At 72.4% G+C, this 23785-nt stretch carries 17 protein-coding genes; 12 read left to right on the plus strand and 5 right to left on the minus strand.

What is annotated here, in order from left to right; genetic code table 11:
* Nucleotides 1-26: 26 nt before the first annotated feature.
* A complete protein-coding gene (locus ACFY1J_RS11750; protein WP_390731141.1) occupies nt 27-1079 on the minus strand; it encodes an NAD-dependent epimerase/dehydratase family protein in 1053 nt (350 codons plus the stop codon).
* A gap of 247 nt (nt 1080-1326) precedes the next feature.
* Here ACFY1J_RS11750 and ACFY1J_RS11755 point away from each other — a divergent pair, with 247 nt between their 5' ends.
* The 6 genes from ACFY1J_RS11755 (at nt 1327) to ACFY1J_RS11780 (ending at nt 7427) form a co-directional block, all read left to right on the plus strand.
* On the plus strand, nt 1327-2691 hold the full coding sequence (locus ACFY1J_RS11755) for an FAD-dependent oxidoreductase (protein WP_390705980.1): 1365 nt from the start codon (nt 1327-1329) through the stop codon (nt 2689-2691).
* 162 nt (nt 2692-2853) lie between these two features.
* A complete protein-coding gene (locus ACFY1J_RS11760) occupies nt 2854-3846 on the plus strand; it encodes a hypothetical protein (protein WP_390731142.1) in 993 nt (330 codons plus the stop codon).
* Between the two features lie 99 nt (nt 3847-3945).
* The gene (locus ACFY1J_RS11765) at nt 3946-4911 is read left to right on the plus strand and encodes a DUF1152 domain-containing protein (RefSeq protein ID WP_390705978.1); all 966 of its coding nucleotides are present in this window, start codon (nt 3946-3948) and stop codon (nt 4909-4911) included.
* A gap of 325 nt (nt 4912-5236) precedes the next feature.
* Nucleotides 5237-6394 carry a hypothetical protein gene (locus ACFY1J_RS11770; protein WP_390705977.1) on the plus strand — a complete coding sequence of 386 codons (1158 nt, stop codon included), beginning with the start codon at nt 5237-5239 and terminating at the stop codon, nt 6392-6394.
* Between the two features lie 15 nt (nt 6395-6409).
* Nucleotides 6410-6697 (plus strand): YkvA family protein, encoded by a 288-nt coding sequence (locus ACFY1J_RS11775; protein ID WP_363301115.1) that lies wholly within the window; start codon nt 6410-6412, stop codon nt 6695-6697.
* Between the two features lie 43 nt (nt 6698-6740).
* A complete protein-coding gene (locus tag ACFY1J_RS11780; RefSeq protein WP_390731143.1) occupies nt 6741-7427 on the plus strand; it encodes a 2-phosphosulfolactate phosphatase in 687 nt (228 codons plus the stop codon).
* A 23-nt stretch (nt 7428-7450) separates the two neighbouring features.
* Here the strand turns inward: ACFY1J_RS11780 and ACFY1J_RS11785 are convergent, their stop codons facing one another.
* Nucleotides 7451-8455, minus strand: a complete 1005-nt coding sequence (locus tag ACFY1J_RS11785) for an AraC family transcriptional regulator (RefSeq protein ID WP_390705975.1) — start codon at nt 8453-8455, stop codon at nt 7451-7453.
* A 304-nt stretch (nt 8456-8759) separates the two neighbouring features.
* Here ACFY1J_RS11785 and ACFY1J_RS11790 point away from each other — a divergent pair, with 304 nt between their 5' ends.
* The 3 genes from ACFY1J_RS11790 (at nt 8760) to ACFY1J_RS11800 (ending at nt 15477) form a co-directional block, all read left to right on the plus strand.
* Complete coding sequence (locus tag ACFY1J_RS11790; protein WP_390705974.1) at nt 8760-11270, plus strand: SpoIIE family protein phosphatase; 2511 nt, start codon at nt 8760-8762, stop codon at nt 11268-11270.
* 84 nt (nt 11271-11354) lie between these two features.
* The gene (locus ACFY1J_RS11795) at nt 11355-14093 is read left to right on the plus strand and encodes a SpoIIE family protein phosphatase (protein WP_390731144.1); all 2739 of its coding nucleotides are present in this window, start codon (nt 11355-11357) and stop codon (nt 14091-14093) included.
* Between the two features lie 64 nt (nt 14094-14157).
* A complete protein-coding gene (locus ACFY1J_RS11800) occupies nt 14158-15477 on the plus strand; it encodes a tetratricopeptide repeat protein (protein ID WP_390731226.1) in 1320 nt (439 codons plus the stop codon).
* A gap of 235 nt (nt 15478-15712) precedes the next feature.
* Here ACFY1J_RS11800 and ACFY1J_RS11805 read toward each other — a convergent pair whose 3' ends face one another.
* Nucleotides 15713-17221 carry an FG-GAP repeat protein gene (locus tag ACFY1J_RS11805; RefSeq protein WP_390705972.1) on the minus strand — a complete coding sequence of 503 codons (1509 nt, stop codon included), beginning with the start codon at nt 17219-17221 and terminating at the stop codon, nt 15713-15715.
* 408 nt (nt 17222-17629) lie between these two features.
* Between ACFY1J_RS11805 and ACFY1J_RS11810 the strand changes: the two genes are divergently transcribed.
* The 3 genes from ACFY1J_RS11810 to ACFY1J_RS11820 all read left to right on the plus strand — a co-directional run bounded on the left by ACFY1J_RS11810 (nt 17630) and on the right by ACFY1J_RS11820 (nt 21276).
* A complete protein-coding gene (locus tag ACFY1J_RS11810) occupies nt 17630-20035 on the plus strand; it encodes a nitric-oxide reductase large subunit (RefSeq protein WP_390705971.1) in 2406 nt (801 codons plus the stop codon).
* Nucleotides 20032-20406: a hypothetical protein gene (locus tag ACFY1J_RS11815; protein WP_390705970.1), complete on the plus strand. Its 375-nt coding sequence runs from the start codon at nt 20032-20034 to the stop codon at nt 20404-20406. The genes ACFY1J_RS11810 and ACFY1J_RS11815 overlap by 4 nt, the downstream gene beginning before the upstream one ends.
* 78 nt (nt 20407-20484) lie before the next feature.
* Nucleotides 20485-21276, plus strand: coding sequence for a helix-turn-helix transcriptional regulator (locus ACFY1J_RS11820; protein ID WP_390731145.1), 792 nt, complete (start codon nt 20485-20487; stop codon nt 21274-21276).
* Between the two features lie 7 nt (nt 21277-21283).
* On the opposite strand, the gene ACFY1J_RS11825 is transcribed toward ACFY1J_RS11820, so the two are convergent.
* The gene (locus ACFY1J_RS11825; RefSeq protein ID WP_390705968.1) at nt 21284-21763 is read right to left on the minus strand and encodes a putative zinc-binding protein; all 480 of its coding nucleotides are present in this window, start codon (nt 21761-21763) and stop codon (nt 21284-21286) included.
* A gap of 73 nt (nt 21764-21836) precedes the next feature.
* Nucleotides 21837-23669, minus strand: coding sequence for a glycoside hydrolase family 15 protein (locus ACFY1J_RS11830; protein ID WP_390705967.1), 1833 nt, complete (start codon nt 23667-23669; stop codon nt 21837-21839).
* Between the last annotated feature and the right edge of the window lie 116 nt (nt 23670-23785).

The following is a 23785-nucleotide window of genomic DNA, read 5'->3' on the forward strand; positions in this document are numbered from 1 at the left end:
GGGGGCGCGGTCGTGCCGGGTGCCGCTCACCTGCGTCGGGCGCGCCAGCTCTCGTGGTGGTCCAGGAGGGTCTCCTCGATCGGGCGGTAGGTGATGCCCAGTTCGCGCACGCTCCTGCCGTTGTCCACCCGGAAGCGGATGCCGAGGTGTTTGCGGATGTAGTCCTGGGTCAGGCCGAAGGCGGGGCCCAGGACGCGCACCGGCCAGTGCGGGAGCGCGGTGCGCGGCAGACGGAGGTCGCGGGGATGGCGGGTGCGGATGATGCGGGACATCTCGTGGAAGGACGTCATGGTCTCGGCCGCGACGATGTAACGCCCCTTGGCTTCGGGGTTCTCCGCCGCCGCTATGTGCGCGTCGGCCACGTCGCGTACGTCCGCCGTCGTGAAGCTGAAGTCCGGGGCGCCGTAGCAGAAGTAGCCCTTGAACAGCTCGTCGAGCAGGAACAGGCTGCCGGACTCCGAGGCCGGGGTGAGTGAAGGGCCCAGGATCAGGCCGGGGTTGATCGAGACCATGCGCCAGCGGTCCTGGGCGGCCTCGGCCTCCCAGGCGGCGCGTTCGGCGACAGTCTTGGCGTAGTGGTAGGGGTTGTTGGCCACCGTGCTGGTGGTGTTGAAGTAGCGCTCCGAGAGCACCTGTTCGTCCATGTCGAGGACGTCCGCGTAGTCGCCGAACATCGCCCCGACCGTCGAGGTGAAGACCAGTGTCGCCACGGTCGGCGTCCGCTCCACGCCGCCCAGGACGTTGCGGGTGCCGAGCAGGGCAGGGTCCACCATGTCCCGTTGGCCGTCCTCGATCTTCTCCGGCATGAAGAACGGCGAGGCGACATGGAAGACGACCGAGCAGCCGCGCAACGCCTCGTCGAAGGAGCCCTCGGTCAGCAAGTCGGCCTGGAAGAGGGCGAGTCGGTCGGGGAACGCCTCCTGCAGGTCCCACAGCGGCCGTACCTTCGCCGGGTTCGCGGTGTTGCGTACGGTGGTGTGGACCCGGTACCCCTGCTCCAGCAGACGCCGTACGAGATGGCTGCCGACGAACCCGCTGCCGCCGGTCACCGCGACGGTCGTCTCCCCGCGTCCACCCACGCTGTCACTCCTAGGTTCCGGCCGGCGGTTCGTCGTGGAGCGGGATGATCCCGGTCCCGGGCCCAGCCTCGGGCATGCCCATGACCGGTGTCCACCCGCCTGCGCGGGCCCCGCGACCTGCGCGTCTCCCCAAGGGGCATAAGATCGACTTATGGGGTCATAGACCGGACCCGCGTACTGACTTAGGGCTGCCTCAGCTTAGGCTCCCCGTACGAGTCGCCTGTTTTCGCTCGAAGGGAACCTGATCATGCCGCGCCCCCTGCGGGTAGCCATCGTCGGAGCCGGCCCCGCCGGGATCTACGCCGCCGACGCCCTGCTCAAGTCCGAGGTGGCCGCCGAGCCCGGCGTGTCCGTCGACCTCTTCGAGCGGATGCCCGCCCCCTTCGGCCTGATCCGCTACGGCGTCGCTCCCGACCACCCCCGCATCAAGGGCATCGTCACGGCCCTGCACCAGGTGCTCGACAAGCCGCAGATCCGCCTGTTCGGCAACGTCGACTACCCGACGGACCTCAACCTCGACGATCTGCGCGCCTTCTACGACGCCGTGATCTTCTCGACCGGCGCGACGGCCGACCGCGACCTGTCCATACCCGGCATCGACCTCGACGGCTCCTACGGCGCCGCGGACTTCGTCTCCTGGTACGACGGCCACCCGGACGTGCCGCGCACCTGGCCGCTGGAGGCGGAGAAGGTCGCGGTCCTCGGCGTCGGCAACGTCGCCCTGGACGTGGCCCGCATCCTGGCCAAGACGGCCGACGAGCTGCTGCCGACGGAGATCCCGCCGAACGTCTACGACGGCCTCAAGGCCAACAAGGCGCTGGAGATCCATGTCTTCGGCCGACGCGGCCCGGCGCAGGCGAAGTTCAGCCCGATGGAGCTGCGGGAGCTGGACCACTCCCCCACCATCGAGGTCATCGTCGATCCCGAGGACATCGACTACGACGCGGGTTCGATCGAGACGCGGCGCGGCAACAAGCAGGCCGACATGGTCGCCAAGACCCTGGAGAACTGGGCCATCCGCGATGTCGGCGACCGGCCGCACAAGCTGTTCCTGCACCTCTTCGAGTCGCCCGCCGAGATCCTCGGCGAGGACGGCAAGGTCGTCGGCCTGCGCACCGAGCGCACCGCACTCGACGGCACCGGCAACGTCAAGGGCACCGGCGAGTTCAAGGACTGGGACGTCACGGCCGTCTACCGCGCCGTCGGCTATCTGTCCGAGAAGCTGCCCAAGCTGCCCTGGGACCTCGACTCCGGCACGGTCCCGGACGAGGGCGGCCGTGTCGTCGAGGACGGCGGCGCGCACCTGCAGTCCACCTACGTCACCGGCTGGATCCGGCGCGGCCCGATCGGTCTGATCGGCCACACCAAGGGCGACGCCAACGAGACGGTGTCCAACCTGCTGGACGACTTCGCGGGCGGCCGTCTGCACACGCCCGCCTCGCCCGAGCCCCAGGCCGTGGACGCCTTCCTCGCCGAGCGGGACGTCCGCTTCACCACCTGGGAGGGCTGGTACCGCCTCGACGCCGCCGAGAAGGCGCTGGGCGAGCCGCAGGGCCGCGAGCGCGTGAAGATCGTCGAGCGTGAGGACATGCTCCGGGAGAGCGGGGCGTAACTCCCGGACCGGATGTGCGGCGGGGCCGGCGGCAGGTGCCGCCGGCCCCCACTCGTCCATCACTCCCTTACGGCCCGGGCGAACAGTTCGTGCAGCGGCACCGGTGGCAGGAGCCGGGTGAACGGGCCGCGCGCGTCCTTGCCCACAACTCCAACCAGATGGGTGGACAACTTGCGGCTCTCGACCGGCAGATGGGGCGCGTGCAGGGTCTGCCACTGCGCCGTCGTCGCCGGTGACGGTCTCGCACTCCTCGGCCTCGGCGGGTGCCGGGTCGGCCGCCGGCTGGACGAAGCGGGCCAGGCCCCTGCGGTCGGGGCCGCCCGCCACCGTCCGTCCCTCCGCGCGGCAGGCGGCCGGTTCCCGCTCGGGAGCGCGGCCGGTGCGCCAGGTGGTGCCGGGGTCGGCGAACGGCTGGCCGCTCCAGGTGGTCAACAGGGCCGACAGCGCGCCGCGTTCGTCCTCGGGTGTGGTCTCCACCGCGGCCCGCCAGCCGACGGCGTCGATCCGGCCCAGGAGGACCTGCCACTCGGCCGGCCGTGCGGGCGGTGCCAGTCGCCGGGTCTCGTCGTCGATCTCACCGCGCAGATGACGGCCGTCGGCGGCGATCGCGGTCAGGGTGCCGGCGTGCCGCTCGGGGACATGGGCCTCGTACGCACGGAGGTCGGGCAGCAGACCGGACAGTGCGGGCGCGAGGGTGGTGTCGGGTACGTCGGCGGGGAGTTCCACGACCGGTCCGGCGCGCATGATGGCCACCCGCCGGGCCAGGTCCGCGCGGCGCCGCAGCACACCGGCGGCCGGCCGTGCGGCCCGCACCACCCCGTCCAGCACCCGGGGGTCGGCGACCCGGGGCAGGAGCGCGGTCGTCTGCGCCCGCAGGTCCTCGTCGTCCGGGGCGGCGACGGCCGCGGCCAGGAGCATGCGCACGGTGTCGGGGTCCACCGCGCGCAGAACCACGGCAGATGGGCCGGGGGCAGCGCGCGGGCACGCCGCTCCAGCCGGTCGAGACAGCGCCCCGTCTTCGGATACGCGGACGACACGGCCGTACGCACCTCGTCGAGCACCGCGAGCGCGGCGCTCTCCGCCCCCGGGTCGTGGATCTTGACCCAGTCGGGGTACGTCGTGGACCTGTTCGGTTCCGCGCGCAGCAGGGCGTGAGTGAGCATGCGACCGATCTTGACATGCGCCACCGACAGCCCGTCCGGGCCTGTGGAAAACTCCAACGTCCCTGTTCCGGAGGTCTGTTAACGTCCTGCGGTGTTCTCCCTTCGTGAACCCGCCTTCTTCACCCGCCTGCGCGACGCGCGGCGGGTGCTCGTCGTCGGAGCGGGCGGCGGCTTCGACGTCTACGCCGGACTTCCGCTGGCCCTCGCCCTGCGGGCGGAGGGCAAGGAGGTGCATCTGGCGAACCTGTCCTTCGCCGACCTGTACGGCCTGGACCTGGATGTGTGGGTGGACCAGGACGTCGCGGCGGTCCGCCCGGACACACCGCTGCGCGGCGACTACTTCCCGGAGCGGGCGCTCGCCCAGTGGCTGGCGGCGCAGGAGCTGCCGTCCACCGTGTACGCGTTCGCCCGCACGGGTGTCGGCCCGCTGCGGGCCGCCTACCGCGCGCTCCTCGCGCATCTGGGCGGTGTCGACGCCGTCGTGCTGGTGGACGGCGGGACGGACATCCTGATGCGGGGCGACGAGCACGGGCTGGGCACTCCGGAGGAGGACATGGCCAGCCTGGCCGCCGTGGACGGGCTCGACGAGGTCCCGCACCGGCTGGTGGCGTGCCTGGGCTTCGGCGTGGACGCGTATCACGGCGTCAACCACTCGCTGGTCCTGGAGAACCTGGCCGCCCTGGACCGCGAGGGCGCCTACCTGGGCGCGTTCTCGCTCCCCAGGGAGAGCCGCGAGGGCGCCCTCTACCTCGACGCGGTGGCCCACGCCCAGCAGGCCACCGCGAGCCATCCCAGCATTGTCCAGGGGTCCGTCGCCGCCGCCGTGCGCGGCGACTTCGGTGACGTGCGTTTCACCGAGCGGACCAGGAACAGCGAGTTGTTCGTCAACCCGCTGATGGCCCTGTACTTCTGCGTGGACCTGCCCGGACTCGCCCGGCGCAACCTCTACCTCGACCGCCTGGCCAAGACATCCCTGATGCGGCAGATCAGCACGCTCATCGCGGAGTTCCGCGACGAACTGCCGCGGCAGCGGCCGCCCCGGGCCTTCCCGCACTGAGGGGCGACGACGGCCACACGTGGCACGGCAAGCGAACAGGGCCCTCCCCTAAGCGGATGGGCGGGTGGGCCCCGTTCACCGCACCCATTGTCGTGGTCCGGACAGGTCATCGGCATGAGTGAACGACGATCACGTGAAGTGCGGCATACGCACCCCGAGTGCGGCGCGCACTTCCCGTGTGTACCGGGCCGGGTCCCGTAAGGTGCGGCGCCTCGGCGCTCCGGACCCGCCGCGGACGACCCGCCGCGGACGACCCCCCGACGACGTGCCACGATCGCCGAGAGTGATACTGGAAGGCCCACCCACCCTCGACGCAGATTGGCCCATGTCGAACTCCGCCACCGACAGCCCCACGACCCCTGACACGGTGTGGCCCGCCCGCGGCCGCCACATCGGCCCCGACGCCGAGGACGTCCTGCGGCGGCACCTGCGCCGGCTCAAAGACGACGAGGTCCTCGACGACTTCACGGAACCCAAGACGAGCGAGGACGACCCGGAGCGGGTCTTCGAGGCGCGCTGGCGGGTCGCCGACGAGGTGACGGTGCGGGCTCGCCTGACGCTCGCGCCCCCGCAGGAACAGGAAGAGGGGCGGGTGTGGCAGCTCCTGGCCGAGGCGGAGCAGCCCTGGAGCGAGTGGTGGCCCTCCCCCGCCACCCTGTTCTGGCCCGACGAGGACGAGGCCTCCTGGGACCACCACCATGCCGTGACCGGCCTGCGCCTGGGCGGTGTCGGCCTGCTCCCGTCCGACGACAAGGCCATGCGGCGCGTCATCCGGAACGCCGCGCGGGACTCCTGGTCCGTCAACGTCGTCGTGCACGAGGCCATGACCCCGGACGAGCGCGGCCGGCAGCCGCTGGCGCAGTTGCTGCCGCCGGGGCTGCGGCACCGCGTGGTGGAGCACCGTGCCGCGCCGCAGCAGCTGCGCGCCGTCAACTGGGCGCTGCGCGACCTCGGCGTCTGGGTGCCGCGCGGCGGAGCCGTGATCGTGCCCCCCGATCCGGCACCGGCCGGCTACGACGGCCCGGAGTACTCGGTGCGCAGCGTGTTCCTGGACGGCTCCGAACCCACCGAACTGCTGGACGTGCTGCGGCGCTTCCAGGCAATGGCGAAGCCGATGCCGCGGGGCGTCGAGGAGGCGCTGACCGGGCTGCGCGAGCGGTGGACGCTGCTGACCCTGGAGGAGGAGCTGGCCCGCGAACGCAGTCTCGTGGCCATGTACGCCGAAGCGCTGGAGGCGATGACCAGGTCCCGGGACCTCTACCGGGACGCCGCCGAGAGGGCCCACGAGGCCCTGGCGGCCTACAAGGACACGCCGGCCCCACCCGCCGGTCGGCCCGGCACCCCGGCGGCCTCCCCGTTCCGGCAGCTGACACGTACCTTTGAACGGTGGAAGGGCACCGCCAAAGGGCTGCCCCCGGCGCCCACCACCGCTGATCCCTCGCGGGACGGGGACGACACCGGCGAGGCCGACCAGGCGTCGTAGAGGTCAGGAGGCCCCATGGACACCACCACGACCGTGCTCGTGGTCGCCGCCGTGGTCGCGGCGGCCCTGCTCGTCGTGGCCGTACGCCTGCTGGTGCGGCTGGTCGGTGCCCGGCGCACCCTGCGGCGGGCCGGACTGCCGACGGGGCCGCGCTGGGTCTTCTGGGGTGCCGTCCTCTATCTGGTGCTGCCGACCGACCTGCTGCCCGACCCGGTGTATCTGGACGACATCGGCGTCCTGCTGCTGGCCCTGCGCTCCCTGCGCGCCGCCCGCACGCTGCCGACGGACGGGGCCGAGTCCTGAACTCGCGCACCCGCCACGCTCCCGGGTGCCTCACCATGGGGTGATGCAACCGACCTTCACCGGTGTGTCCGGTCTCTCCGCGACGCCCGAAGTCGCCGTGGTCGTCGATGTGATGCGCGCGTTCACCGTGGCCGCCTGGGCCTTCCGGCGCGGGGCGGAGAAGATCGTCTTCACCGGCACGCTCGACGAGGCCCTGGAGCTGAAGGCCCGCAACCCGGGCTGGCCGGCCTTCCAGGACGGTCCACCGGTGCCCGGGTTCGACCTCGCCAACTCACCTGCCCGGCTGCGGTCGCTCGACGTCGCGGGCCGCACGGTGGTGCAGAAGACCACCGCCGGGACCGTGGGCGCCCTGGCGGTGGCCGACGCCCGGCTCCTGCTCTGTGCGAGCTTCGTGGTGGCGGAGGCGACGGCGCGGGTGCTGCGGCGCGCGCGGCCGGACGCGGTCACCTACGTGGTCACGGGGGACGGCGGACAGGCGGAGGAGGACCTGGCGTGCGCGCAGTACATCGCGACACGGGCCGTGTCCGGCCCCACCGACGCCGCACCGTTCGTCGGCCGGGCCAGACGCTCGGACGCCGCCGCACGACTCACCGACGGGGTGCGCCGCGGCTGGGGCGGTGTCCACGCCGAGGACGTGGACCTGTGCCTGGAGGTGGACACCTTCCCGTTCGCCATGGCGGCCGCCCGGGAGGACAACCACCTGGTGCTGCGCCCGGTGAAGAGCGAGTAGCCGCGCTGACCTGCCCGGTGCCGTCAGCGTGAGCGCAGTGTCTCCGAGGGGAGTTCACCGAACCGGGCGCGGTACTTCTCGGCGAACCGGCCCAGATGGCCGAAGCCCCAGCGGTAGGCCACCGCGCCCACGGTCGTCGCGTCGGGGTCGGCGGCAGCGAGTTCGACGCGGACCCGGTCCATGCGCACGTCCCGCAGATAGGTCATGGGCGAACTGCCGACCTGACGGCGGAACACCTCCTGCAGCCAGCGCGCGCTCACCCCGGCGAGGTCCGCGAGTTCCGTGGTGGTGTACGGGTGCTCCGGCCGGGCGTGGATGGCGTCCACGACGCGCTTGACCGGCCGGGCGAAGCCGCTCGGGACGGGCCGGTCCAGGGCCTCCCGATAGGCGTGGTCGGTGGCCAGCAGCAGTCCGGTCAGCAGCGAGTCCCGCATCCGGGCGGCGAGCAGCGGCTGCCGCAGGAGCCCGCGGTCGTCGATGGTCTCGTCGACCACGAGCCGCAGCAGCCGCGCCCAGGTGCGACCCGGCCCGGTGGTGAGGTCCATGGTCCGTGCCAGCCGCAGCGAGGGGCCGACCGCGTCGCCGGTGAGCGCCTCCAGGTGCCGTACGAGCGCTCGGGGCTCTATCTTCACGGCGAGCAGCCGGCAGTGGCGGTCCCACCGCTCCAGCGTCGTCCGCCCCTCCGGCTGGAACACCCCGGCCCGTGCGGGGCCGGCCACCGCCACGTCCTGTGCGGCCTGCCGCCAGGCCAGGCGACCCGTCAGGGGGACGTCGACGTGGTAGGCGCCGAGGTCGTCGAAGCGCATCCGCACGTCCGCGCCGCAGCGCAGCTCACCGAGGGTCAGCGGGCCGAGGCGGGCCATCTCGAAGTCCGCGTCGAGGCTCTCCCCCGGCTCCAGCAGGTCCATGACGGTGTCGTAGAACATGGCACCGATCGCGGCACGGGCCTCGTCGAGGTCCGCCGTGCGCAGAGTGAGACGTATGCGTGCCGGGTCCGTGCGCTTGGGAAAGTCAGCTGGCTCCGCCACGGAACGCGGCCTCCTCTCGATGACTGGGCCGACCAGTCCCGCCAGCCTAGGGGCCGGATCCCGAGCGGCATACAGGGCGATCACGGCCCCGAAGGCCGCCACACACGGCCCGCGCCCACGGTCGCGCGTCGCACGAACCCCACCCGGCTCAGGACCACCCGGCAGGCGGCCCTCGCGAGGAGGCCGAACCCGACGGGTGCCGGTGCGGCTGTCGCGTCCTGTCCGCCCAGGTGCGGTCCGCGGGCGTCGTGACGCATTCTTGCTGTGTCACCCACTCGGGCGGCGTACGGACGAGGTAGGACCGATGGCTGGGAGCGGGGAGGACTCAGGCCGGACGCGCGGAATGCTGGCCGCGCTGCTGGTCGACGCCTCCACCCGGGCACTCGACGCGGCCGACGGCCGCGTCGGGGGGGTGTACCTGCGCTCGGGCACCCCCGGCATGCTGCGCCTCGCGGTACTCGTGGGGCTCCCCGGCCAACTGTTCCGCCCCTGGTGGCGGCTGCACGTGAACGCTCCGTTCCCCGTCGCCGACGCCTACCGGCTGGGCGTTCAGGTCACCCTGCCGAACGCCACGGAGATGGTGCGCCGCTATCCGCAGTTCGCGGCCGGTCTGCCGTTCCAGTTCGGCTCGGTCTACGTGCCCGTGCCGGGACCGTCGACGCCCTACGGCGTGCTCACGGTGCTGCGCCCGTCGGCCCAGGACTCGGTCGACGAGATTCCCGGCCAGGAGATCCTCAGCCAGCTGGCCGAGGATCTGGGCGCCGGGATGCGCGGCCTCGCCGAGGGGGACGAGCCGTCGGTTCTGTGGGACGACGAGCCGCTGTGCGTGCGGCCGCCCGCGGCGCGTCCCACGGTGGGGCGCATCGGCCGGTTCACCTGGGATCCGGCCAGCTCGGCGGTGACCGTGGACGACCGGCTGCACGACCTGCTGGGGGTGCGGCCGGGCGACTTCGCCGGCACCGCGCAGGCGCTGGCGGACGCCGTCGCGCCCGCGAACGCCCATCAGCTGCTGGCCGCGCTGAGCGACACGGCCGCCGGAAAACCCCCGCCCGCACCGCTCCAGGTGCGGGCCGAGGACGGCAGCCCGCGTCTGCTGGAGCTGTGGCCCGCGCCGAGCCCGGCCGACTCGTGCGTGGTGAGCGGGATCGTCCTCGACCCGGGTCCGGGGCAGTCCGCCGACGGTGCGGCCGACCTGCTCCCGCAGGGTGTGTTCTGCCTGGACCGGATGGGCCTGATCGTGTACGCCAACCCGGCCGCGGAACGCCTGCTGGGCCCCGACCGCGCCGAGCTGCTGGGCCGCCCCCTGTGGGAGGCCCTGCCCTGGCTGAACCAGACCCCGTACGAGGACCACCTCCGCGGCGCCCTGCTCTCCCCGGACCCGGTGTACTTCCACGTCCGGCGCCCGGCCGACGACGAGCCCGACTGGCTCGCGCTGTCCCTCCATCCGGGCGCCGACATCCTCACCTGCACCGTCGTGGCCGCGAACCGCGTGGACACCCCGGTCGGCCTGACGCCCGTCGACCCCGCGACGGCCGTGGTGCCCGGCACCGACCCCACCGTGGCCGCGGGCCCCTCGATGGCCCCGCTGTACCGGCCGATCGCCCTGGCCATCGCGCTGACCGACGCGGTCACCGCCCGCCAGGTGTCGGCGGTCGTCACCCAGGAACTGCTCCCCGCGTTCGACGGCCGCCGCCTCGCCATCTATCTGCTCCAGGAGCGGCATCTCTTCCTGGCCTGGGAGACCGGCTTCCCCCAGGGCTTCCTCGCGCCCTTCGAAGGCGTCGGCCTCGACGCGCATCTGCCGGGTGTGGAGACGCTCACCCACGGCCGCCCGATCTTCTTCGAATCCATGCAGCAGCTGGCCGCCGCCTACCCCGGCATACCCCTGGACGCGGTCGAGGGCGCCCGCGCCTTCCTCCCGCTGATCGCCTCCGGGCGGCCGGTGGGCTCCTGCATCCTCGGCTTCGACCGCTCCCGCAGCTTCAGCGCGGAGGAACGTACGCTCCTGACCGCGCTCGCCGGGCTGATCGCGCACGCGATGGAGAAGGCGCAGCGCTACGACACCGAGGCCGCCCTCGCCCGCGGCCTCCAGCAGGCCCTGCTGCCCCGGCGGCTGTCCGCGCACCCGCTGGTGGAGACCGCCGGACGCTATCTGCCCGGCACCCAGGGCATGGACGTGGGCGGCGACTGGTACGACGTCGTCGAGGCCGGGGACGGACTGGCGCTGGTCATCGGCGACGTCCAGGGACACGGCGTCCAGGCGGCCGCCACCATGGGCCAGCTCCGCAGCGCCGTACGGGCCTTCGCGCTCGGCGACCATCCGCCCGACGAGGTCATGAGCGGCACGAACCGCCTGCTCATCGACCTCGATCCCGGCCAGTTCGCGAGCTGCTGCTACCTCCGGCTCGACCCGGTCACCGGTCTGGCCCGGGTCGCCCGCGCCGGACATCTCCCTCCGCTGCTGCGCACCCCCGACGGCCGGACCCATGTGCTGCAGATACCCGGCGGCGTGGTGCTCGGGGTGGACCCGCACGCGCACTACCCGGTGGCGCGGCTGCGCCTGGAGCCCGACGCCATCCTCGCGCTGTACACCGACGGGCTCGTCGAGAAGCCCGACACCGACATCGACGAGGGCATCGCCGCGCTGCGCACGGTTCTGGAGAAGGCCGGAACGCTCGCCGGGCGGCGCGGCGGCCGCTCGCTGGCGATGGTCGCCGACCGGCTCACCGCGACGGCCCGGCAGGCCACCGACCGGCCCGACGACGTGGCACTGCTGCTCGCCACCCGGCACACCGCGCCCCGGCAACGCCGCTGACCCGCCACGAGATCCGCCGGATCAGTGCGGTCACCTCGTGCAACGCCCCTCGCCTACAGGGGCCGGGCAGTGTAGACATGGCACATGGTCCGACTGCCCGGCCGGCCCGATACCCGGCCGACCCGTCGCCCCGGGGATCCGCATGCAGCGCTCGACGCGCGTCAGCAGAAGGAGACCGGGCCGCGCCGCACCTGGGCCGGGAGACTGTGGTCGGCGGTGAGCGGCCGAAGCCTCGCCGGACAGGTGTTCGTACTGCAAGTGGTGATCGTGCTGCTGCTGGTCGCGTCGGCCGTGGTGGCACAGGTTCTGCAAGTACGGCACGACATCAACCAGGAGGCCCTCAACCGCTCCCTCGCGGTCGCCGAGACCTTCGCCAACGCACCGGGCACGGTCGCGGCGTTGCGCAGTCCCGACCCGACGGCGATCCTCCAGCCGAAGGCCGAGGCCGCCCGCAAGGCGTCCGGGGTGGACTTCATCGTCGTGATGAACACCGAGGGGATCCGCTACACCCATCCCAAGCCGGACCGCATCGGCATGAAGTTCGTGGGGACCATCGCGCCCGCGGTGGCCGGCGGAACCGTCGAAGAGGAGATCAACGGGACCATCGGACGGCTGGTCCAGGTCGTGGTCCCGGTCAAGGCGGCCGACGGCACCGTGGTGGGCCTGGTCTCGTCCGGCATCACGACCGAGCACGTGGGCGGCACCGCCGACCAGCAACTGCCGCTCCTGCTCGGCGCGGCCGCGGCGGCGATGGCCCTGGCCACGGCGGGCACGGCACTGGTGAGCAGACGGCTGCTGCGGCAGACGCACGGCCTGGGCCCGCACGAGATGACCCGGATGTACGAACACCACGACGCGGTGCTGCACGCCGTGCGGGAGGGCGTGCTCATCGTCAGCGGCGAGGGCCGTCTGCTGCTCGCCAACGACGAGGCGAACCGCCTGCTGGAGCTGCCCGAGGACGCCGAGCGGCGCGATGTGCGGGAGCTGGGCCTGGACGCCGACACGGCGGAGCTGCTGGCCTCGGGACGCGAGGCCACCGACGAGGTGCACCTCGTCAAGGACCGGCTGCTGGCCATCAACCAGCGGCCCACGGACGCGCGCGGCGGCCCGCCCGGCAGCGTCACCACACTGCGCGACTCCACGGAACTGCGTGCCCTGTCCGGCCGCGCGGAGGTGGCACGCGAACGCCTCGACATGCTGTACGACGCCGGTGTCGGCATCGGCACCAGCCTGGACGTGACGCGTACCGCGGGGGAGCTGGCCGAGCTGGCCGTGCCCCGGTTCGCGGACTTCGCCACCGTCGACCTGTACGACGCGGTGCTGCGCGGGGAGGAGCCGCAGCCCGGGAACGCGCTGCGCCGGGCGGCTTCCAGCGGTATCCACAAGGACGCCCCGCTCTACCCGGTCGGCGAGCACATCCGGTTCGTGGAGTCCTCGCCGCAGGCCCACAGCCTGACCTCCGGCCGGTCCGTGGTCGAGCCACGGCTGCGCGAGGCGCCGGGCTGGCTCGCACAGGACGTCGAACGCACCGAGCGGGTGGTGGAGTACGGCATCCACTCGCTGATCACCGTGCCGCTGCGCGCGGGCAACCTGGTCCTGGGCGTGGCCAACTTCTGGCGCTCGGAGAAGCCCGAGCCGTTCGACACGGACGAGCTGGCCCTCGCCGAGGAGCTCGCCGCCCGCGCCGCGGTGTCCATCGACAACGCCCGCCGCTACACCCGCGAGCACGGCATGGCGGTGACGCTGCAGCGCAGTCTGCTGCCGCGCAGCCTGCCCGAGCAGAGCGCCCTGGAGATCGCCTACCGCTATCTGCCCGCGCAGGCGGGGGTGGGCGGCGACTGGTTCGACGTACTGCCGCTGTCCGGCACCCGGGTGGCCCTCGTGGTCGGGGACGTCGTGGGGCACGGGCTGCACGCCGCGGCCACCATGGGACGGCTGCGCACGGCGGTGCACAATTTCACCGCCCTCGATCTGCCGCCCGATGAACTGCTGAGTCTCCTGGACGAGTTGGTGGGCCGCATCGACCAGGACGAGACACCCGCGGACGGCGCCGCGGCGGTCACCGGCGCGACCTGTCTGTACGCGATCTACGATCCGGCCGCCCGGAGCTGCACCGTCGCCCGGGCCGGCCATCCGCCGCCGGCCGTGATCCGGCCCGACGGCAGCGTGGAGTTCCCCGAGGTGCCCGCGGGGCCTCCGCTGGGTCTGGGGGGCCTGCCGTTCGAGACGGCCGAGCTGGAGCTGGCGGAGGGCAGCCGCCTGGTCCTGTACACCGACGGGCTCGTCGAGGACCGGGACCGGGACATCGACGAGGGGCTGGAGCTGCTGCGCACCGCCCTGGAGCAGTCCGGCGACGGGCCCGAGGACACCTGCCGGGCCGTACTCGACCTGCTGCCGGAGCGGCCCGGCGACGACGTCGCCCTGATCGTCGCCCGCACCCGCGTGCTCGGGCTCGACCGGGTCGCGCAGTGGCAGGTGCCGTCCGATCCGGCGGCCGTCTCCGAGATACGGGCCTCGGTGACACGGCAGTTGGCGCGGTGGGAGCTGGAGGAGCTCACGTTCACCACGGAGCTGGTCCTCAGTGAGCTGGTGACCAACGCGATCCGCTACGGCCGTGCGCCCATCCGGGTACGACTGCTGCTCGACCGCACCCTCATCTGCGAGGTCTCCGACTGCAGTACGACCTCACCGCATCTGCGCTACGCGGCGACCACGGACGAGGGTGGTCGCGGCCTCTTCCTGGTCGCGCAGCTCGCCGAGCGCTGGGGCACCCGGTACATCCCCGGAGGCAAGGTCATCTGGGCCGAGCAGGCCCTGCCCTGAGGCCGTCGCAGCGGGCGCGGAATTGTGTTGAGGGCCGGTCATGGGATCGGAGATGATCTCCGTCATGTTCTCGCGCAGGAATCGCCGCCCCAAGACCCCCGAACTGCTCAAGGCCTGGGAGTGCCTGGACTCCGGAGACATACCCGGGGCGCTGCGGCAGTTGAGGGCCGGCGGGGAGGAGCAGCCCCTCGGTGAGGTGGCCCTCGTGGTCGGCCGGGCCGCGGGCGCTGCGGGCTTCGACGATCTTCAGCAGGCCGCGGCGGCGCTGGTGGCCCGGCCCGAACATGCCCAGGCCCTCTTCGACTTCGGGTACGCGTGCGTCGAACGCGGGCTGTCCTACCTGGCGATCCCCGCCCTGCGCGAGGTCCTGCGCGGCAACCCGGGCCGCCTCGGCGTCGTGCGGGAGCTGGTGTCGGCGTACGAACGCGAGGGGCGGCACCGCGAGGCGGCCGAGGAACTGGCCCGGCACGAGGCCGACTTCGCCGACTGGCCGGACCGCTACCTCCTGGTGTTCAACGCGATCATGTCGGGTGATCTCGCGCTGGCCCGGCGCCAGCACGCGCTGCTGCGGGACCCGGAGGACCCCATGTGGCTGCCCACGCAGGCCCGGCAGAGCCGCATGCTGGAACGCGCCGCCGCCGTCGGAGCCGCGACCGCGCTGGACCTCACCGATCTGCGCGGCTGGCAGTACGTGCTCGGCGGCACCGTGCTCGGCACGCTCTCCCCGTACGGCTTCGACGCGGGGATGACGGGGCGTTACGCCTGGCTGCAGGACACCCCCGACCAGTGCCTGCGCGGCCTGCTGCGGCTGCGGACACTGCTCGATGCCGCCGAGGTGCGCCCGCGGTCCGTGTCGCTGCTGCCCGACCGGGGCTCGCGGATCCTCGGTCTGGCCGCCGCCGAGGTGCTGGGGCTGCCGGCGGAGCCGTTCGCGGCCGGGCGTGAGGACACCGTCGTCGTGGCGTACGACCTGAACGACGTCGCCGGGGAGGACGAGGGCCCCGAGATCCTCGGGCAGCTCTTCGAGCGGACCCCGGGGCAGGTGCTGCACGAGCACGCGAGCTCCTGGACCGACACCCCGGTCGTCACCGCCGACAGCGTGACACTGCTCCACCAGTCGGTGGTGGCACCGTGGGGCGAGCAGCTGCGCCAGGGGGCCGACGGCGACGTCGAGCAGGCACCGGCCGACGACCGCCCGGAGCCGGAACTCGCCGCCGAGATCACCGGCGCGGACCCGACCCCGGACGAGGCCGACGGGGAGGCTCCGCGCGACTCGGACGAGGCGTTCACGGCCTTCGTCACGGCAACACGCACCACCTGGCTGCGCGGCGACCGGGCCCGCCTGTCGTCCTCGGGCCCGGTCCCCAGCTCCCGCTTCACCTGAGACACACCGGAGAACAACGCCAGCACCCGCACCGGCTACTGACCCGGTGCGGGCACGCGGCCCACTCGTCGATCACGGCACCGAAACGGCCGGCGTGGGCAACTCCGCCCCCCGGTGAGGGCACCGCCGCCATCGCCCGATGGCGACCCACCACCCCCGCACTCCCCCTGAAACCAACGACAGCGCCCGCACCTGCCACCATGCAAGCGCGGGCACACGAATCGCGGCGCCCTTACTACTCGTCGATCACCGCGCCGAAGCGGGCCGCGTGGGCGTTTCCGCCGAGGGATCCGGCGGCGTACGACCATGAACCGGGGGCCAGTAGGCCGCTGTTGCTCGCGGGCAGGAGCCACAGTGCGCCGTCGCCCGCGTTCTCGCCGGGGGCCGCCGCGAGGAGTTCGGCGCGGCCGTCCGCGTCGGTGTCCGCCAGCCGTACCTGGGCGCCCCAGGCGTCGTCCATCTCCGCGGTGCCGGGGATGTGCGGGGTGTTCTGGTCGAAGGACTGGGCATGTGCCGCGGTCAGGCCCTCGCGGGAGCCGCGCAGCAGCCAGACCGCGCCGGCGTCGGCGACGGTGCCCACGTCCTCGCCCGGCGCGCCGACCGCCACGTCCGCGTAGCCGTCGCCGTTCACGTCGGCGACGGACAGGTCGGCGCCCCAGGCGTCCCCGGCCTCGGACGAGCCCGGGACACCCGGGGAGTTCTGCGACCACCACTGCGGGCCGGTGCCGGGGCCGTCCACGCCCGCGGGGCCGTCCTCGCCGCCGTAGTACACGCCGATCTTGCCGCCCGCGTCGCCCTCCGCCTCGTCGTCGGCGCTGCTGAGCCGGCCGACGACCAGGTCGTCGAAGCCGTCCTTGTCGATGTCGCCGGAGGCGGTCCCCAGGCCGCCGGGCAGGTCCCGCCGGTAGGTCAGGCCGTCGCTGCCGCCCGCGTAGTACGCGGACCAGCCCTTGGTGTAGTCGTCGTCGGGGCGGTAGCCGGAGACGACCAGGTCGGCGAAGCCGTTGTGGTCGTAGTCACCGGTGGTCAGATACCCGGGCTGGAGCCTGTGGCCGGTGGAGTGCGGTGCGCCGACGAGTCGCAGGACGCCCGCGTGGTACGTGAAGACGTGCAGGCCCACCTTCTGGTCGGCCACGACGAGCTGGTCGGCGTCGGTGTCCCCGGTGAACCGGGCGGCGGCCGCCCCGAGGCCGAACCGGGCGCCCGCGGCCGGCTTGGCGGCGGTGACGGAGGCGGTGCGCACGGCGCCCAGGCCGGCCTTGGAGCCGTACAGGACGGTCACCCGGCCGGCGTCCGCGACGCTGCCCTCGTCCTCGCCGGGCGCGCCGATGATCGCGTCGTCGTAGCCGTCGCCGTCCAGGTCGCCGGTGGCGACGGCCTGCCCGAAGTCGTCCCAGGCCTCGGAGGTGCCGGGCACCCCCTTGGTGGACTGGCTGATGACCGCCGTACGGCCCTTGGGCACGGTCGTGTTGGTACCGATGCCGTTGGGGGCGCCGTACTGCACGGTGACGTACCCGGCGCCCTCCTTGCCGTCCACGGTGCCTTCCGGGACGCCGGTGAGGATGTCGGTGTAGCCGTCGCCGTTGAAGTCGCTGTTGCGGTCGGCGGCAAAGGTGCCGCCCGGGACGCCCGCGAACGCGGACGGCGCGGCCAGGATGCCGGCGCCGGCCAGCAGCAGGAAGGAGGCCGCGGTGACGGCGGTGGAGACTCCAAAGCGGTGGGCAGGGCGTGCGGTGCTGCTCATCTTCGTTTCCCCCGTGGGATGTTGATGGGTCGTCAGGTCAGCTGGTCTTGCCGACACCGGGTTCGACACGGGGGTCCCGGAGGGAGTTGTGGCGCCGCGAAGGGCTGTGACGATTTGGTGACAACTCCGGCGGAGCGCGGACGCGGGGAGCACAGACACGGGGAGCACCCCCGTATCGCGCCGGGGGCGCTCCGCCGTCCATCCGCACCGAGGCATCCCGTGGCGAGGGAAACCTCCCGGCCTTCCTGCGTCCCTTCAGAGGCTCTCCTCTCCGCCGTCACGCCGTGGCCACCTGTCGGCCAGTTTAGACGAGGCCCCCTGTTAAATACCAATCCTGATTGGTATTACTCTCCCTGGAGTGCGCGACACCCGCGTCGACGGGTGCCGGATCTCGAGGAGGCACAGGAGATGGGAAGATCACCAGCGGGCGGCAGCCCCGGTGAAGACAAGCGGCCACGGATGATCGCCCGGGGATGGGTCCAGGCGGCGGTCCTCGTCACGCTCGGCGGATTCTTGGTCCTCGGGCTGCTGGCGATGCGGACCTACCAGGCCCAGCCCCCGATACCGGAACGGACCGTCACCGCCTCCGGCCAGGTCGTCTTCACCGGTGACGACGTCCGCGACGGCCAGAAGGTGTTCCTGCGCGCCGGCCTGATGCAGTACGGCTCGATCTACGGCCACGGCGCCTATCTGGGACCGGACTTCACGGCCGACTACCTGCACCGCAGCGCCACCATGGTGCACAAGCAGTACACCGATTCCGGCGTCGCGAACGCCGACGAGCGGACCGCCGCGGAGTACCGGACCAACCGCTACGACAAGGCGACCGGCACCCTGGTGTGGAGCGACGCCCAGGCTGCCGCCTTCACCGAGCTGACCAAGCACTACGCCGACCTGCTCGGCCGGCCCGACGGCAAGCAGGGCCTCAGGCCGGACGCGATCACCGATCCGGGCGAGATCCACGACGTCACGGCCTACTTCGGCTGGACGGCGTGGACCTCCGCGGCCGACCGCCCCGGCCACGACTACTCGTACACCAACAACTGGCCGTCGGAACCCCTGGTCCACAACAAGCCGACCGGTCACGCCGTGACCTGGAGCGTGCTGTCGCTGATCTTCCTGCTCGTGGGCACCGGCGCGCTGTTCGCCGCCTTCGGACGCTGGAACTTCCTGGGCTGGCACCGGCGCGACCACCGGGAACTGCGCTTCCACGCGCCCGACAGCGTCCGGCTCACCCCGGCGCAGCGGACCACGGCCTGGTTCTTCTTCGCGATGGCCGGACTGTTCCTGGCCCAGGCGCTGCTGGGTGCGGCCGCCCAGCACTACCGGGCCGACCTCGGCAGTTTCTTCGGCATCCCGCTCGACCGCTGGCTGCCGTACAACCTGGTCCGCACCTGGCACACCCAGCTGGCGATCTTCTGGGTGGTCACCTCGTTCCTGGCCATCGGTATCTTCATCACCCCGCTGATCGCCCGCGGCTGGGAGCCCCGCAAGCAGGCCCTGCTCAGCAGGATCCTGCTCGGCGCGCTGGTCGTCGTGGTCGTCGGCAGCCTGCTGGGCGAACTGGCCGGACAGCGCGGCTGGCTCGGCAACCTGTGGAGCGCGCTGGGCAACCAGGGCTGGGAGTATCTGGACCTCGGCCGGGTGTGGCAGGTCCTGCTGACCGGCGGCATGGTGATCTGGGTCGTGATCCTCTTCCGCGGACTGCGCCGCAGGCTGCGCCGGGAGAGCGTCGCCAACATGCCGTGGCTGTTCTTCCTGGCCGCGCTCGCGCTGCCCGCGTTCTACGCCGTCGGCCTGCTGGCCAGTCCCGAATCGCAGTTCACCGCGGCCGACTTCTGGCGTTTCATCGTGGTCCACCTGTGGGTCGAGGACTTCATGGAGCTCTTCACCACCGCGACCGTCGCCTACCTGTTCGTGCTGCTGGGTGTCGTCCGGGAGCGGGTGGCACTGTCCGTGATCTTCCTCGACATCGTGCTGTACGGCGCGGGCGGCGTGATCGGCACCATGCACCACCTGTACTTCTCGGGTGAGCCCGCCGAGCACCTGGCACTGGGCGCGACGTTCTCCGCCCTCGAAGTGGTGCCGCTGCTCTTCCTCACCGTCGAGGCGTGGAGCTTCCTGCAGATCGGCGCCCGCCGGCACAGCCCGTCGAGCACACCGTTCCCGCACCGCTGGGCCGTGATGTTCCTGGCCGCGGTCGGCTTCTGGAACTTCCTGGGCGCCGGTGTGTTCGGCTTCCTGGTCAACCTGCCCATCGTGTCGTACTACGAGATGGGCACGGGCCTGACGGCGAACCACGCGCACGCCGCGATGATGGGCGTGTACGGCATGCTGGCGGTCGGCTTCGCGGTGTTCGCGCTGCGCTACCTCATCCCCGAGAACCGGTGGTCGGACCGCTGGCCCCGGATGGCGTTCTGGTCGCTCAACCTCGGCCTGGCGTGGATGTCGTTCGCCACGCTGCTGCCCGGTGGCGCCCTTCAGCTGTACAAGGTCGTCGAGAGCGGCTACGCGGACGCGCGCAGCCTCGGCTATCTGCAGGGGGACACCAATGTCTTCCTGGAGTGGCTGCGCCTGCCAGGAGACGTGGTGTTCCTGGTCGGCGGCGTACTGCCGCTGCTGTGGCTGACCTGGCTGGGCGTGCGTCATCGCGCCGGCCGGACCAGGCAGCCGGCGGACGCCGAGCTGAGCCTGCTGTTCACCGCGGTGGGACCCGCCCCGGCCGGGGCCGAGGGCAGCGGGTCGGACGACGACCCGTACGAGGACGACGGGCGCTCCCCCGAACCGCCCGCCGCGGCGGCGGTGGCCCCGTGAGCGGGGAGACCCTGCTCACCGCCGGATACCTGGGGGTGCTCCTGCTGGTCGTGATCGGCCTCGACCTCTACGGCCGGCAGAGCACCGGCGCCTGGGAGTCGCGCATCTTCACCGGCTACCACCGGGCGGCCGGGCAGAGCCCCGAACCGGTCAGCCGCGACGCGTGGCCGCACTCGGAGGTGCACCGCTTCCACCGGGCCGTGTCACTGTTCGTGTCCGTGGTCGCGCTCGTCCTGGCGGGCGGGGAGGCACTCCGTCACCACGCTCCGGCGGAGCTCGCGCTCCTCGCGGCGGTGGCCCTCCCGCACGGCGTGCTGCTCGCCCTGCTGGGCCGAAGACTGCGGCACGCCAAGGTCTCGCCACCGGAGTGACCGACGCGTCACCATCCTGCCGCGAGGGTTAGAAACGAGACTTATTGTTTCTAACCCTCGCGGTCGTATCATTTCTCCATGGCTCCACGACGACAGCTCACCGACGCGGGTACCGGCGCTCCGGTGCAAAGGGGAAGGCGCGCTGCCGTCCTGCAACTGCTGCGCGCGCAGGACGGCCGCCCGCTGGGCGTGGCCGAGATCGCCGAGCGGGTCGGGGTCCACCTCAACACCGCCCGCTTCCATCTGGACGCGCTGGTCGCCGACGGCCTGGCGGTCCGTGACAGCGCGCCCCGCAGTGAGCCGGGGCGACCGAAGATCGTCTACTCGGCCGTCGCCTCGGACGGGTCGGACGGGTCGCGCAGTTTCCAGTTGCTGTCGGACATTCTGCTCGGTGTCGTGTCCTCCTCGGTGGAGGACCCGGTGGCCGCGGCGACCCGGGCCGGCCGTTCCTGGGGCTCGTACCTGACCGCCCCTCCCGCGCCCACCGAGCGGATCGGCGCGGAGGAAGGGGAGCGCCGGCTGGTGGCGACCCTGGAGGGCATGGGCTTCGTCACGGAAGCGGAGCAGGAGCACGCGCAGGAGCAGGAGCACGCGCAGGAGCAGGAGCAGGAGCACGCGCAGGAGCGGGAGCGGGAACCCGAGGCGGGCACGGAGCCGGAGGCCAGAACCACCGACCGGCGACTGCTTCTGCACCACTGCCCGTTCCGTGAGGTGGCCCAGCGTCGCCCCGACATCGTCTGCGCGATCCATCTCGGCCTGATGCAGGGCACGGTGGAGACGCTGCGGGCCCCGCTGACCGCCAAGAGCCTGGAGCCCTTCGTCACCCCGCACCTGTGCGTGGCCACCCTGCGGCGCGCCGAGGGGGCCTGAGCTTCTGTCAGGTGTGCGCCGCCGAGCCGGTCTCCTCGGCGATGCGGGCGATCAGCCCGTCGAGCACCTGCTCGGCCTGTTCCGGGTCGAAGTCCTCGCCCAGCCGCTTGCGCACCCCGTCGTCGCTGAGGAGATGGTGCACCACCGGCTGCACCTCGTGCCGGGCGAGGCAGTTGCGGGCGCACTGGAGCACACAGCCGTCCACGGCGATGACGGGGCGACCGCTGCGGGCCTTGCGGACCAGACTCGGCACGTCCCCGCCGACACCGGCGATGCACGACATCTCGGCGATGCCGCGCCGGTCGAGCTGCACGGCGATCCAGTTGGTCATCTGGGCCGCGCTCGAACAACCCGAGCAGGAGTAGACAAGGGGCAGATCACGACGACGGTTCACCCGGGGGCCTCGCTGGTTACGGCGGACAGTGTGCGGCGCGGCGGTGTACGGCACGCGCCCCGCGAGCCTAGGCCGGGCGACCGTCGGCGGCATGGGCCGGGCGGGGTAGGTATGGGCCCGTTGGACTCCCCCCGCGGTGCCGAAAGGCCCCCTCACCTCGGGGAGGTCAGCCGAGGGCGCGGTCCAGGTTGAACGCGGCGCTGATCAGTGCCAGGTGGGTGAACGCCTGGGGGAAGTTGCCCTGCTGCTCACCGGTGCGGCCGATCTCCTCGGCGTACAGGCCGAGATGGTTGGCGTAGGTGAGCATCTTCTCGAAGGCCAGCCGCGCCTCGTCCAGCCGCCCGGCGCGCACCAGCGCCTCGACGTACCAGAAGGAGCAGATCGAGAAGGTGCCCTCGTCGCCGCGGAGCCCGTCGGGGCTGGCCTGGGGGTCGTAGCGGTAGACGAGGGAGTCGGAGACCAGGTCGTCGGTGAGGGCGTCCAGGGTGGACAGCCACTTGGGGTCGGTGGGTGCGATGAACTTCGCCAGCGGCATCATCAGGAGCGACGCGTCGAGGACCTCGCCGCCCTCGTGCTGGACGAAGGCGCGGCGCACCGGCGACCAGCCGAGGTCCATGATCCGCCGGTAGATGGCGTCACGGCTCGTCCGCCAGCGGCGGTGGTCGGCCGGCAGGCCACGCCGGTTGGCGAGCCGGATGGCGCGCTCGATCGCCACCCAGCACATCAGGCGCGAGTACAGGAAGTTCTTGCGGCCGCCGCGGGTCTCCCACACGCCCTCGTCGGGCTGGTCCCAGTGGTCGCAGACCCAGTCGACCAGCCGGGAGACGTTGTCCCACTGGTCGCTGGAGATGGGCTCGGCCCACTTGTCGTAGAGGTAGATCGAGTCGATGAGGGCGCCGTAGATGTCGAGCTGGAGCTGGTCGGCGGCGGCGTTGCCGACCCGGACCGGCGCTGATCCCAGGTGGCCCTCCAGATGATCGAGTTCGCGTTCGGGCAGATCGGTGCGGCCGTCGATGCCGTACATGATCTGCAGCGGGCCCGAGGACGAGCCGTCGCCCGGGCCGATGAGGCCGGTCAGGAAGTTCATGAACGCCCGGGCCTCACCGCTGAAGCCCAGCCGCAGCAGCGCGTAGACGCAGAACGCGGCGTCCCGGATCCACACATAGCGGTAGTCCCAGTTGCGCTCGCCGCCGAGCTGTTCGGGCAGGCTGGTGGTCGGCGCGGCCACGATGGCGCCGGTCGGCGCGTAGGTGAGCAGTTTCAGGGTGAGGGCGGAGCGGTGCACCATCTCCCGCCAGCGCCCGCGGTAGCGGGACTGGTGCAGCCAGCGCCGCCAGTAGCGGACCGTGGCCTCGAATTCGTGCTCGGCCTCGATGCGGGCGCAGCCGCGGGGCGCTATGGCGTCGCCGACCCGGTCGAGGGCGAACACCGCGGACTCGCCCTCGGCGAGCTTGAAGTCGGCGCGCGCGTCCACGCCGTCGCTCTCCAGGGTCACCGTGGAGGTGAGCGCGAGGGCCATCTCCGGGGACTCGAAGACGGCCGTGTCGCCGAGCAGCTTCAGCGTGTGCGGGGCGGCGCCGTAGTCGAAGCGCGGAGCCACCCGGACCCGGAAGGGGACGGTGCCGCGGACGCACAGGACGCGGCGGATCAGACGGTGCCGGTCGGCCTCCGCGGACTCTCCGGTGACGGGCATGAAGTCCTGGACCTCGCCGACCCCGTCGTCGGTGAAGAACCGGGTGATCAGCACATTGGTGTCGGGGAAGTAGAACTGCTTGGTACGGGCCGGCACGGAGGCGGCGAGCTCGAAGCAGCCGCCGCGCTCCGCGTCCAGGATCGACGCGAAGACGCTCGGGGAGTCGAAGGACGGGCTGCAGTACCAGTCGATCGTGCCGTTGCTGCCCACCAGGGCCACGCTCCGCAGGTCGCCGATCAGTCCGTGCTCGGCGATCGGCAGATAGCGGGGACTCCCGGGTGCGTCCTGGTACGGCGTCTCGGTCATCGCGGCAGCCTCCCGGATAGGGGCGTGCGGACTGTCTCCAGCTTAGGAGGGAAGGGGGCCGTGGGCTCTTCCGGATGCAGGGCGGGCTCCGGCGGTGAATCGTGAGAGTGGGCCGG

Source organism: Streptomyces sp. NPDC001406 (assembly GCF_042895285.1).
In the GTDB taxonomy this organism is placed as follows: Bacteria; Actinomycetota; Actinomycetes; order Streptomycetales; family Streptomycetaceae; genus Streptomyces.

Coding starts and splice junctions, on each gene's coding strand:
- ACFY1J_RS11755 (WP_390705980.1), top strand. CDS start 1,327: ATGCCGCGCCCCCTGCGGGTAGCCATCGTCGGAGCCGGCCCCGCCGGG.
- ACFY1J_RS11770 (WP_390705977.1), top strand. CDS start 5,237: ATGTCGAACTCCGCCACCGACAGCCCCACGACCCCTGACACGGTGTGG.
- ACFY1J_RS11775 (WP_363301115.1), top strand. CDS start 6,410: ATGGACACCACCACGACCGTGCTCGTGGTCGCCGCCGTGGTCGCGGCG.
- ACFY1J_RS11780 (WP_390731143.1), top strand. CDS start 6,741: ATGCAACCGACCTTCACCGGTGTGTCCGGTCTCTCCGCGACGCCCGAA.
- ACFY1J_RS11790 (WP_390705974.1), top strand. CDS start 8,760: ATGGCTGGGAGCGGGGAGGACTCAGGCCGGACGCGCGGAATGCTGGCC.
- ACFY1J_RS11795 (WP_390731144.1), top strand. CDS start 11,355: ATGGTCCGACTGCCCGGCCGGCCCGATACCCGGCCGACCCGTCGCCCC.
- ACFY1J_RS11800 (WP_390731226.1), top strand. CDS start 14,158: ATGTTCTCGCGCAGGAATCGCCGCCCCAAGACCCCCGAACTGCTCAAG.
- ACFY1J_RS11805 (WP_390705972.1), bottom strand. CDS start 17,221: ATGAGCAGCACCGCACGCCCTGCCCACCGCTTTGGAGTCTCCACCGCC.
- ACFY1J_RS11810 (WP_390705971.1), top strand. CDS start 17,630: ATGGGAAGATCACCAGCGGGCGGCAGCCCCGGTGAAGACAAGCGGCCA.
- ACFY1J_RS11820 (WP_390731145.1), top strand. CDS start 20,485: ATGGCTCCACGACGACAGCTCACCGACGCGGGTACCGGCGCTCCGGTG.
- ACFY1J_RS11825 (WP_390705968.1), bottom strand. CDS start 21,763: ATGCCGCCGACGGTCGCCCGGCCTAGGCTCGCGGGGCGCGTGCCGTAC.
- ACFY1J_RS11830 (WP_390705967.1), bottom strand. CDS start 23,669: ATGACCGAGACGCCGTACCAGGACGCACCCGGGAGTCCCCGCTATCTG.